A 4,458-nucleotide genomic window follows, 5' to 3' on the forward strand; every position below is an offset into this window, starting at 1 on the left:
CGCCAGCGCCGCCGCCACGGTACAGCCGAGGAACTGCGCCACCGACCAGCGCACGCCCGCCTGCAACAGCAGCCGGTCGAGCAGCGCCAGCCAGGCGACGCGGCGCAGCTGGCGGTCCAGGCCCGGATGGCGGCTGAAGGCGCGGCGTTTCAAAATGTCGATCCGCTCGCCGCCGCCCGCCGCATCGCGCGACATCAGGCGCAAGCGCCTGGCGATGCGCCGCGCGGCGCCGCCGTGGGCGCCGGACCACCACAGCCAGGCGCCTTCCATCATCAGAATCACGGCCGCGAACAGCAGCACGGCAAAGGCGGTGAAGATGCCGTCCATGATCTACTCGTAGATCTTGGCCGGGTCGAACGCCGTGTCGGGTACCGGCACGCCGAACATGCGCAGCCGGTCGGCGAAACGCGGCCGCACGCCGGTGGCGTAGAAGCTCCCCTGCACGGCGCCGTGTGCATCCACGCCCTTCTGCTCGAAGCGGAAAATCTCGTGCATGGCGATCACATCGCCCTCCATGCCCGTGATCTCCTGCAGGCTGACCAGCTTGCGCGTGCCGTCGGTCAGGCGCGACACCTGCATCACCACCGTCACGGCGGAGCAGATCTGCTGGCGCGTGGCGCGCGGCGTCAGGTTGACGCCGGCCATGCCGACCATGTTCTCCAGCCGCGACAGGGCGTCGCGCGGCGTGTTGGAGTGGATCGTCGCCAGCGAGCCTTCGTGGCCGGTGTTCATCGCCTGCAGCATGTCCAGCGCCTCCGGGCCGCGCACCTCGCCGAGGATGATGCGGTCCGGCCGCATGCGCAGCGCGTTGCGCACCAGCGAGCGCTGGTTCACCTCGCCCTTGCCCTCGATATTCGGCGGCCGCGTCTCCAGCCGCACCACGTGCGGCTGGCGCAGCGCCAGCTCCGCCGCATCCTCGATGGTGACGATGCGCTCCTGCGCCGGGATGAAGCCGGACAGCACGTTCAGCATGGTGGTCTTGCCCGAGCCGGTACCGCCCGAGATCAGGATGTTGATCTTGGCCTGGCCCAGCGCCTGCAGCACCTGCACCATGGGCGGCGTCAGACTGCGGTAGTCGAGCAGGTTGGCGATGGTGAGCGGGTGCACGGTAAAGCGGCGGATCGACAGAATCGGGCCATCGATGGCCAGCGGCGGGATGATGGCGTTCACGCGCGAGCCGTCCGGCAGGCGCGCGTCGACCATCGGGCTCGATTCGTCGACGCGCCGGCCCACGCGCGAGACGATCTTCTCGATGATCTTCATCAGGTGCGCGTTGTCGTTGAAGGTGACGTCGGTCAGTTCCAGCCGGCCCGCGCGCTCGACGTACACCCTGGACGCGGTGTTGACCAGGATGTCCGACACGCCGGGATCGGCCAGCAGCGGCTCCAGCGGTCCGAAGCCCAGCATCTCGTGCTGGATGTCGAGCACCAGGTTGTGGCGCTCATGCTGATTCAGTACGATGCGCTCCTCTTCGATGATGCGCTGTACCAGCAGCGCCAGCTCGTGCTTGAACTGCTCGGACGTCAGCCGCTTCAGGCGCTCCAGGTCGATGCGGTCCAGGATGGTCTGGTGCATGCTCTTCTTCAGTTCCTGGTAGGCCGCCGCGGCCAGGCCGGGCGGATCGATGCCGGCGTGGCGCGCTTCCTCCACGCTGGACAGGCGTTCGCGTAAGCTCATCTCACACTCCTTCGTTGCGGCCAAAGATGCGGTCGAACAGGCCCTTGCTTTCGGCGACGCGGCGCGCGGTCACCAGCTCCACCAGTTCCGACAGGCTGCGCGCCACCACACTGCTGCGCGACAGCTGCAGCACCGGGATGCCCTGGTTGACCGAGTCGGTCGCCGACAGATAATCGTTGGGCACCGTGTGCACCACGTCCGCGCCCAGCGCCTGTTCCAGATCCGTCAGGCGCAGCTTGCCGCCCTTCTCGTAGCGGTTGACGATCAGGCGCGTGCGCTCGGGCGGATAGCCCAGCGAGCGGAAGATATCCAGCAGCCGGCGGCCGTCGCGGATGTCGGGCAGCGCCAGCTGCAGCACCGGGTAGATGGTGTCCGCCTGGTCCAGCGCGCGCAGCGACACGGCGTCGATCTGACGGCCCACGTCCAGCACCACGAAATCGTAATGCTGGCGGGCGATGCGCAGGATGGTGTCCATGTGCTCCGGCTTCATGCCGCCGACCTGGTTGGGATCGTCGGCCGCCGCCAGCACGCCGAAGTTGGAGGCCACGTGCACCAGGCAGGAATCGAGGAAGGCGCCGTCCATGCGGCCGATCTGGGCGCAGATGTCGGACAGCGTCATGGTCGGCTTCTGGTCGGAGACGTACAGCGTGGCGTCGCCGAACTGCCCGTGCAGGTCGATCAGCAGCACCTTCTTGTCGGCCAGCGCCGCCAGCGCGTAGCCGAAATTGGTCGACAGGAAGGTCGCGCCGCTGCCGCCCTTGCAGGAAATGAAGGCCAGCACTTTGCCGCTGCGCATATGGGTCAGGCCGGCGGCGACTTCGATGCGGTCCATGGCTTCGTGGAAGGCGCGGTGCGACAGCGGCAGCTGCAGCACCTCGCGCATGCCGGCGCGCATGGCGCGGATCAGCAGATCCTGTTGCGGCTCGCGCGTCAGCAGCAGGTACGACGCGCCGGGATAGTGCTTGCTCAGGCGTTCGAGCAGTTCCGCCTCCTCGGCCGACAGATCGCTGGCGTCCAGCACCACCAGTTCCGGCGCATCCGCCAGCTGGCGTTCGAGCGCGTCGCGCAGACCGTTGCGCGACGCGGTCAGCTGCACGGCGGGCATGCGCGCCGCTCCCTGCGCCGCGATCTCCGCGTGCAGCAGGCTGTCCCGGGTGATCATCAGCGTCTTCATTTGGTGGCGGCGGCCGGCGTGTCGCCGGCCTTCTGATAGCGTTCGTAGGCGGCGTGCGCGCTGCGGCCGTCCATGCCGTCGACCGGCGCGGTGTTGCGGCCGGCGTCCGGATACATGTGCTGCTGCGCCAGCGTGATGCGGGTGTCGATGCCGAAGCGGTCGGCAAGCGGGGCGCAGGCGGACAGCACGCCCAGCGCCGGCAGGAGGATAAGGTATCGCATGAGGGTTCCTATTTTTTCTCCGGCTGACCTTCCATGCGGCCGCCGAGGAACAGTTCCGCGCGGCTGGGCGTGGTCACGCCGTCGGTCGGCAGCTTGTAGTTGGCCGGAAGCGGGTGCACCAGATGCGGGGTGACGACGAACAGCAGTTCGGTGCGGTCCTGCTGGAAGTCGGTACTGCGGAACAGCGCGCCGAGCACCGGCAGTTCGCCGAGGATGGGCAGGCCGCGCATGTTGGTGGTCTGGTTGTTCTTGATCAGGCCACCGATGGCGAAGCTCTGGCCGTCGTACAGCTCGACGGTGGTGGAGGCGCGCCGGGTGGTGATCAGCGGCAGCAGCGAGGTGCCGGAAATGCCGGCGACCGAGATGCCGATCCCCTCGCGCGAGATCTCCGACACTTCCGGCGCCACCCGCAGGTTGATGCGGCCGCCCGTCAGCACGGTGGGCGTGAAGCGCAGGCCGACGCCGAATTCCTTCTCATCCAGCGTGACCTTGTTGTTGTCCTGCGCCACCGGCACGAAGATCTTGCCGCCGGCCAGGAAGCTGCCTTCCTGGCCGCTGATCGCCATCACGGTCGGCTCAGCCAGGATGCGCACCAGCGCCTCCTGGCGGTCGGCCGCAAGGCCGACGTGGCCGCGTCCCTTGCCGATGTCGAGCAGCCCTTTCAGCGTGCCGGTGATGAAGGCGGAGGTCAGCGTGGAAGCCCAGCTGCCGCCGCCGAAATTGAAACTGGCGTTGGCTTCCAGCTTGTCCAGCAGGGACTTCGAGACTTCGGCGATCTTCACCTCCAGCATCACCTGCTGCGGCGCGCCGATGTTGAGGAAGTTGACGATGCGCGCACCGTTCTGCGGCGCCTGCGGCGCGCCGGCACTGCTGCTTTCCTTGCCGCTTTCCAGGGCGCGAGCGGGCCGGCGCACGAAGGCGGCGGCCAGCTCCAGCACGCGCGCGGCGGTCGGCGCGTCGTCGACGGTGCCGTTGATGACCAGCGTGTCGCCGGCGGCGCTGACCTGGATGTTCTTCTGGTCCGGCAGCAGCGCCGCCAGCGCCTGCCGCAAGCCGCCGGGATCGATGCTGACCGCCACCTCGATCACGTTGCACATGCCGCTGCGGCCCTGCACGATCATATTGCTGCTGCCGATATCGACGCCGACCACGTACAGAGTGTCGGGCGCCACCAGCATCGCCTGCAACACGGCGGGGTTGCCGACGCTGCGCGCCTGCACGTCCTCCGGCATGCGCATCAGCGTGGATTTGCCCAGCTGGAGCGCCAGGCTGCCCGGCTGCGCGGCCTGGCCGGTGCAGCGCAGCGCGCCGGCTTCCTCGGCGGCGGCCGGATGCGGCGCGATGGCCGGTGTCCTGGCCGGGGCGGACGGCGTGGCGACCATGGGC

4 protein-coding genes and 1 pseudogene are annotated in these 4,458 nt (G+C 68.6%); all 5 read right to left on the minus strand.

Features of this window, described 5'->3' with window-relative positions; genetic code table 11:
* Nucleotides 1-327 (minus strand): annotated as a pseudogene (locus E4L98_RS00890) (type II secretion system F family protein); the annotation flags it as partial.
* Between the two features lie 3 nt (nucleotides 328-330).
* Nucleotides 331-1,677, minus strand: a complete 1,347-nt coding sequence (locus tag E4L98_RS00895; protein WP_135199683.1) for a TadA family conjugal transfer-associated ATPase — start codon at nucleotides 1,675-1,677, stop codon at nucleotides 331-333.
* Between the two features lies 1 nt (nucleotide 1,678).
* Complete coding sequence (locus tag E4L98_RS00900) at nucleotides 1,679-2,851, minus strand: CpaE/TadZ family protein (RefSeq protein ID WP_135199684.1); 1,173 nt, start codon at nucleotides 2,849-2,851, stop codon at nucleotides 1,679-1,681.
* Entirely contained in the window at nucleotides 2,848-3,072 is a 225-nt protein-coding gene (locus E4L98_RS00905) for a hypothetical protein (RefSeq protein ID WP_135199685.1), read from the minus strand. Before E4L98_RS00905 ends, E4L98_RS00900 begins: the two co-directional genes overlap by 4 nt.
* Nucleotides 3,073-3,080: 8 nt before the next feature.
* Complete coding sequence (locus E4L98_RS00910; protein ID WP_135199686.1) at nucleotides 3,081-4,454, minus strand: type II and III secretion system protein family protein; 1,374 nt, start codon at nucleotides 4,452-4,454, stop codon at nucleotides 3,081-3,083.
* Between the last annotated feature and the right edge of the window lie 4 nt (nucleotides 4,455-4,458).

Source organism: Duganella callida (assembly GCF_004614165.1).
Lineage (GTDB): Bacteria > Pseudomonadota > Gammaproteobacteria > Burkholderiales > Burkholderiaceae_D > Rugamonas > Rugamonas callida.

Excerpts from the sequence above, each read along its gene's own strand:
- E4L98_RS00900 (WP_135199684.1), bottom strand. The coding sequence starts at position 2,851 with ATGAAGACGCTGATGATCACCCGGGACAGCCTGCTGCACGCGGAGATC.
- E4L98_RS00895 (WP_135199683.1), bottom strand. The coding sequence starts at position 1,677 with ATGAGCTTACGCGAACGCCTGTCCAGCGTGGAGGAAGCGCGCCACGCC.
- E4L98_RS00910 (WP_135199686.1), bottom strand. The coding sequence starts at position 4,454 with ATGGTCGCCACGCCGTCCGCCCCGGCCAGGACACCGGCCATCGCGCCG.
- E4L98_RS00905 (WP_135199685.1), bottom strand. The coding sequence starts at position 3,072 with ATGCGATACCTTATCCTCCTGCCGGCGCTGGGCGTGCTGTCCGCCTGC.